Source organism: Rhodococcus sp. P4_B6, assembly GCF_056402215.1.
Map to the genome: position 1 here is coordinate 1 of NZ_JBFUHV010000295.1, position 6,496 is coordinate 6,496.

General features: G+C 69.8%; 4 protein-coding genes. All 4 read right to left on the minus strand.

Going from position 1 to position 6,496, the window contains the following annotated elements; translation table 11 throughout:
• On the minus strand, nucleotides 1–2,121 hold a 2,121-nt coding region (locus AC1DWT_RS48830), incomplete at its 3' end, for a condensation domain-containing protein (RefSeq protein WP_477926025.1).
• A gap of 267 nt (nucleotides 2,122–2,388) precedes the next feature.
• Nucleotides 2,389–3,171 (minus strand): polyprenol monophosphomannose synthase, encoded by a 783-nt coding sequence (locus tag AC1DWT_RS48835; RefSeq protein ID WP_095864147.1) that lies wholly within the window; start codon nucleotides 3,169–3,171, stop codon nucleotides 2,389–2,391.
• Nucleotides 3,098–4,801 (minus strand): apolipoprotein N-acyltransferase, encoded by a 1,704-nt coding sequence (gene lnt, locus AC1DWT_RS48840; protein ID WP_095864146.1) that lies wholly within the window; start codon nucleotides 4,799–4,801, stop codon nucleotides 3,098–3,100. The genes AC1DWT_RS48835 and lnt overlap by 74 nt, the downstream gene beginning before the upstream one ends.
• Nucleotides 4,791–6,395, minus strand: a complete 1,605-nt coding sequence (locus tag AC1DWT_RS48845; RefSeq protein WP_206012310.1) for an amidohydrolase — start codon at nucleotides 6,393–6,395, stop codon at nucleotides 4,791–4,793. Before AC1DWT_RS48845 ends, lnt begins: the two co-directional genes overlap by 11 nt.
• Nucleotides 6,396–6,496: the final 101 nt, after the last annotated feature.

The following is a 6,496-nucleotide window of genomic DNA, read 5'->3' on the forward strand; positions in this document are numbered from 1 at the left end:
AAACTCCGCCAACTCCGACCCACCAAAAATCGTGGTCGGCGCCACCACCAGCGTCGCCCCCGCACACACCGCCATCACCAACTCGAACACCGACGCATCGAAACTCGGCGACGCGAAATGCAACACCCGCGAACCCGCCGACACCCCGAGCCGAACCCGCTCGTCYGCCGCCAGATTCACCAGACCCCGATGCGTGACCGCCACACCCTTCGGCCGTCCCGTCGACCCCGAGGTGTAAATCACATATGCCGGATGATCCACCGACAACGCCCGCGTCCGATCGGCATCGGTCACCGCATCCGCCGGATATGCGGCAACGGCCGACAAAAATTCGTCGTCGTCGAGAACCAACCACAGTGTCGAATCCGGCAAACCCGCCCGCAATGCCGCCGTCGTGACACCGATCGGCGCACCACAATCCTCCAGCATGAACGCGATGCGGTCAGCCGGATAGTTCGGATCGACCGGAACGAACGCCGCTCCCGCCTTCGCCACCGCCCACACACTCGACACCGACTCCCGCGACCGCGGCAATGCCAACGCCACCACGATCTCCGGGCCGACCTGGAGGTCGATCAGGAGACGGGCGAGCCGGTTCGAGGTGTCGTCCAGGGCGCGGTAGCTGAGAGTGTCGGCGGATGGCCCGGGCCCGGGCGCGACGAGGGCGTCACCGTCCGGGTTGCCGCGGACGGCGCCGGCAAGCAGGTCCGGCAGCGTGACCGGTGCGAATCCGGCGCGTCCGGTGGCCGGAACCAGGTTGCGGCGTTCGTCGTCGTCGAGGATCTCGAGGTCGCCGATCAGGCGCGGGGCGCCGGTGTCGGAGGTGAGGAAAGCGCCGAGGAATCGGGTGAAGCGGGCGTGGTGGGCGTGGAGGGCGTCTTCGGAGTACAGGTCCGGGTTGGCCTCGAGGTCGAGGTTGAGGCTGGTGCCGGCGACGCCGTGGTAGACGTTGACGGCGAGGTCGCTGATGGGGCCGGTGGACAGCAGTTCGAGGCGGCCGACGATGCTGCCGAGGGTGATCTCGGTGTGGAACAGCATGACGTTGATCAGTGGGCCGTAGAAGCCCTGATGATCGGTGGCGGCGTCGCGCCGGATGTCGATGTGCGGGTACCGCTGGTGCCGGAGCGCCGCGGTGACCTCCAATCGGACCGCTGCCACCAGATCGGCGTTCGTCATGTCCGGGCGCACGTGCAGGCGAAGCGGGACGACGTTGGACACCATGCCGCCGGAGCGGCGGAGCAGCGCGGTGGTGCGGGCGGTGACGGGCAGACTGACCGCGACCTCTTCGCGTCCGGTCATTCGGGCGAGGTAAGCGGCGAAGGCGGCGATGACTTCGAAGGCGGCCGACGAGTCGTGGCGGTTCGTCGCGGCGTCGAGGTGGTCGACGAGGGGGCCGGGGATCTGGCCGCCCGTCGTGCGGCTGCGTGCCCGCGCGGGGGCGGTCCGGTCGACGAGGCTGTGCGGTTCGCCGAGGGTAGATGCCCGGTCGGACCAGTACTCCCGGTCGGCGAGGTAGCGCGACGACGTCCGGTAGTCGTCGTCGACGCGGGCGACGTCGGTGAGTTCGGCGGCCTTGGACGGCGCCACAGTGCGCCCCTCGACGGCCGCGGTGTACAGCTCCGCGGTCCGGTCGACGAGCRTCACCGAGCCCATGCCGTCGAGTGCGACGTGGTGCACGCGGCAGTACCAGTAGTGGTGGTTCGGCCCGATCCGCAGGACCGCCGAGGTCACCAGCCGGTCGCGGCACACGTCGAGCGGGGTGGTGTACTCCCGCCGCATCCACTCCGTGGCCGCCGCCCTCGGATCGGGCTCGTGCTGCAGGTCGACCAACCTGACCGATGCCTCCAGCGTCGGATCGATCAGCTGGTAGGGAACTCCGTCGACCTCGACGAGGCGGAGGAAGGCGGAGCCGAGTTCGCGGCCCGCGGCGATCAGCGACTCCGACAGCAGCGGGACGTCGAGGGCACCCACCAGTTCGACGCACTGCGCGATGTTGACGGGCACTGCGGGATCGAGCTGCTGGGCGAACCACATGCCCCGCTGAGCGGCGGAGAGCGGAAATGCACCGTCCGGAATGCGACCTTCCGCGGTCACGTCACCACCCGGTACAGCTTCGACCACCTTGTTCGTCCTCTTCCCACTCCGGCGGTGGGAAGAACCCACCGGCCACCCAAGAAACTCATAGTGACCCGCGAACCTGGGAATTTACCGAACATTACCCGGGAGTACGCTTCAGGTTCCTATCGGACGAGCGGTTCGGACCGTTTCAACGTGTCTCACGATGTGGACATCTCGGGCATATTCCCATGTACATCATGTTTGTCGGCGGTCTACGTAGAACTGCCCCACGCCTTCCGGAGAAGGAATGGGGCAGCGGTCGGCCGGGAGCTATCCGGCGGCCACACCCTTGATCCGGGCGATCCGGTTCCGCAGCCCCCACTGGGTGACCTTGAGGAGGGCCTCGCGGACGATCCCGCCGCTCATCTTGGATTCACCGATCTCCCGCTCCGTGAACGTGATCGGAACCTCACGGACCGTGAAGCCCTCCTGAATGGCCCGCCAAGCCAGGTCCACCTGGAAGCAGTAGCCGTGTGACTCCACCGCGGCGAGGTCGAGCTTCTCGAGCACCTCACGGCGGTATGCGCGGTACCCGCCGGTGATGTCCTTGATCTTCACGCCGAGGGCCAGCCGTGAGTAGATGTTCCCGCCGCGTGACAGCCACTCGCGGTGTTTCGGCCAGTTGACCACCGTGCCGCCCGGCACGTACCGCGACCCGAGGACGAGGTCGGCACCGGCATCGACCTGCTCGAGCAGGCGATGCAACTGTTCCGGGGCGTGGCTGCCGTCGGCGTCCATTTCGACGAGCACGGTGTAGTCGCGGTCCAGGCCCCACCGGAAGCCGGCGATGTAGGCGGCGCCGAGACCGTTCTTCTCCGTCCGGTGCATCACGTGGATGCGACCGGCGTCGTCGTTCGACGCGAGGGCATCCGCGACGTCTCCGGTGCCGTCGGGGCTGCCGTCGTCGACGACGAGAACATGCGTCCGCGGCAGCGCCGCATGCAGGCGCCGCACGATCGGGCCGAGATTCTCCCGCTCGTCATACGTCGGAATGATCACCAGAGTCCGTGCGCTCGGTGCCCCGCTCTGCCCGGAACCGGTCTCCGATGTCATGAGGATCCTCCCTGCCGGCATCTGCCGGCGCCTTCTCGGTACTGCTGTGACTCAGTGTGCGAACGGTGCGTCGTCGTTGCACCACGGCGAACGCGACGGCAGCGACGGCGCCGACACAGAGAAGAATCTCCGGAATCGGGCCGAGCCGACTAGCCAGCGTAGTACCGGTGCTCAGCGGCACCTGCGACACCAGGGCCGCGGGGACGAAGAGCGGAGTTTCCGCCACCGTGGCCCCGTCGGGTCCGATGATCGCGCTCACACCGCTGGTGGCGGCCACGACGACGGCGCGCCCGTGCTCCACGGCCCGCACCTTCGACATGGCCAGTTGCTGGTAGGTCATTTCGGTGTCGCCGAACGTGGCGTTGTTGGTGGGGACCGCGAGGAGTTCGGCGCCGCTGCGCACCGACTGCTCGAACGCCCGGTCGAAGGCGACCTCGTAGCAGGTCGCGACGCCGACCGCGATCCCGTTCGCGTGGACGACGCCGTCACCGTCGCCGGGAACGAAGTTGCCGGCGCGGTCGGCGTACGAGGAGAAGTGCCGGAAGAATCCGCGATACGGCAGGTATTCGCCGAACGGCTGGATGATCTTCTTGTCGTGCCGCTCCTGCGGTCCGGCGTCGCCGTCCCACACGATCACCGAGTTGGTGGTGGTGCGGTCGGAGTTCACGAGCACCGCGCCCACCAGGATGGGTGCGCCGATCGCCTCGGACGCGCGGGAGATGTCCGCGGCGGCGTCGGCGTTGCGCAGCGGGTCGATGTCGGATGCGTTCTCGGGCCAGACGACGAGGTCGGGTTGCGGCGCCGCGCCCGACGCCACGTCGTCGGCGAGTTCGAGGGTGCGGTTCACGTGATTGTCGAGGACGCGTTTGCGTTGGTCGTTGAAGTCGAGACCGAGTTTGGGGACGCTGCCCTGGATCGCGGCGACGGTGATCGTCCGGTCGCCCGAGTCCATTCCCGGCAGTGCCGGCCACAGCGCGAGGGAGACGACCGTCGCGGCGAGCGCGGCGACCAGACCGCCTGCGAGCGGCCGCACCCAGTTCGTGGCGCCGCCCGACCGGGCCCGCACCGTCACCGCGACGGACGCCAGTCCGGCGCCGGTCAGCGCGACGGCGAAGCTGAGCAGCGGGGAACCCCCGATGCTCGCGAGCGGCAGGAACCAGCCCTCCGACTGGCCGAACGCCAACCGCCCCCACGGGAAGCCGCCGAACGGCACGCTCGCCCGCAGCCATTCCGTCAGCGACCAGCACGCCGCGATCCACAGCGGCGCCCAGCGCAGCCGGGAGACCAGCACGGCGAGTACGCCGAACAGTCCGATGAACAGCGACTCGACCGCTGCGAGCGCGAGCCACGGGAGGGCACCGACGAATACCCCGATCCACGGGAGCAGCGGCACGAGAAAACCGAGTCCCGCGAGGTAGCCGTAGCCGAAGCCCGCGCGCAGCCGCGGCGCCGCGCCGCCGGCACCGGTGAGGACGAGCGTCAGCAGGGCGATGCCGACGGGAGCGAGAAACCACAGGGGGCGGGGCGGAAATCCGCCGAAGACGAGGAATCCTGCGGCCACCGACAGGACGGAGCGCACGAGCACGCCCCGCTTTCCGGTGGTCCAGCGTGCCGTCGTGCTACCGCTCATGGACGACGCTCCCCCGGTGAACCGAACGCAGCAGGACCGGCGTGGGTGCGTCGTCCTCGAGACGCGGCAGGGCGGGCACCCGGGACCGGGGATCGGTCGACCACCGCTGCACAGAATCCTTGGGGGCACTGACCACCAGTTCGCCCGCATCCCACACGGCGTACGACGCCGGCGCACCCGGAGCGAGCGTCCCGGCGAGCCCGTCGCGGACCCCGCCGGCACGCCACGCACCGCGGGTGGCGGCCGAGAACGCGGCGCGCGGGGAGATCCCGCTGCCGGGTGTGCGGTGGTGGACGGCCGCGCGCAGCATCGCCCAGGGTTCGACCGGGGTGACGGGTGCGTCGGAACTCAGTGCGAGCGACACCCCGGCGGAAGCGGCGGCGGCGAACGGGTTGAGGGTGACGGCACGCTCGGTTCCGAGGCGCTGCGCGTACAGGCCGTCGGTTCCGCCCCACAGGGCGTCGAATGCGGGCTGGACGCTGGCGATCACACCCCACTGCGCCAGCCGCGCCGCGTCGTCACCGGTCATCATTTCGGCGTGCTCGAGTCGGTGCCCGGCGGCCGCGACCGCGGGACCGCCCAACTCGTCGGCGACGACGGCGAACGCGTCGACCGCGGCCCGGACGGCGGCGTCGCCGATGACGTGGAACCCGGCCTGGATGCCGGCGATCGTGCAGGCGCGCACGTGCGCGGCGATCTCGTCGACTCCGAGGTAGCTCTTGCCGGTGCCGCCGTCCAGGTCCGCATAGGGTTCGCTGAGCCACGCCGTGTGCGAGCCGAGGGATCCGTCGATGAACAGGTCGCCGCCCAGCGCGTGCGCGCCGGTGGCGTCGAGCAACTTCCTGGCCTCGTCGGCGTCGGTGACCGCCTCACCCCAGTAGCCGCGGACCTCGACGCCGTGCGGGGTGGCGAGGAGTTCACGGAAATCGTCGAGTCCGGCGATGTCGGGTCCGCCGCACTCGTGGACCGCGACGATGCCGCGCGAGGCGATGGCGTCGAGGGCGGCGACGCGGGCGGCGGACCGCTGCCCGGCCGTCAACAGCGAGCGGGCGACGGTGCGGGCGGCGTGGTGCGCCTCGAAGGTCAGCGGCCCCTCGGACGAGAACCCCGAGGTCTCGCTCAGATCCGGGACCGACCGGCGCAGGGCCGTCGAGCACACGGCCGAGTGGACGTCGATCCGGGACAGGTACACAGTGCGTCCGGGGGCGGCCTCGTCGAGTTGCGTCGTGGTCGGGCCAGTGCCTTCCGGCCACGCCGATTCGTCCCAGCCGTGTCCCCAGATGACCGCGTCGGAATGGGTGCGGGCGAAGGACGCGAGCCGGTCGAGGCACTCGCGGAGCGAACCGACCCCCACCAGGTCGAGTCCGACGATGTTCAGGCCGAGCGCCGTGACGTGCACGTGGGTGTCGACGAACGCCGGTGTGACGAACGCCCCGCCGAGGTCGACCACGTCGGCGCCGGGGTGCAGCGCGCGGGCCGCGCGGTCGTCGCCGACCCACGACACGACGCCGTCGGTCACTGCCATCGACGTGGCGTCTGGAGCAAAGGAACTGTAGATTCGGCCGCCGACCAGCAGTTGTGTAGTCACAGGCAACCAGTCTGCCTCTTAGGGCAGAACGCGGGGATCACGGGTCGGGGTTCGGGGGTCCTCGTCGATCACTTCGCCCTCGAAGACCTCGTCGACCACCTCTCCCT

What these genes read in the sequence shown, in the direction of transcription:
- AC1DWT_RS48835 (WP_095864147.1), bottom strand. Translation starts at nt 3,171, where the DNA reads ATGACATCGGAGACCGGTTCCGGGCAGAGCGGGGCACCGAGCGCACGG.
- lnt (WP_095864146.1), bottom strand. Translation starts at nt 4,801, where the DNA reads ATGAGCGGTAGCACGACGGCACGCTGGACCACCGGAAAGCGGGGCGTG.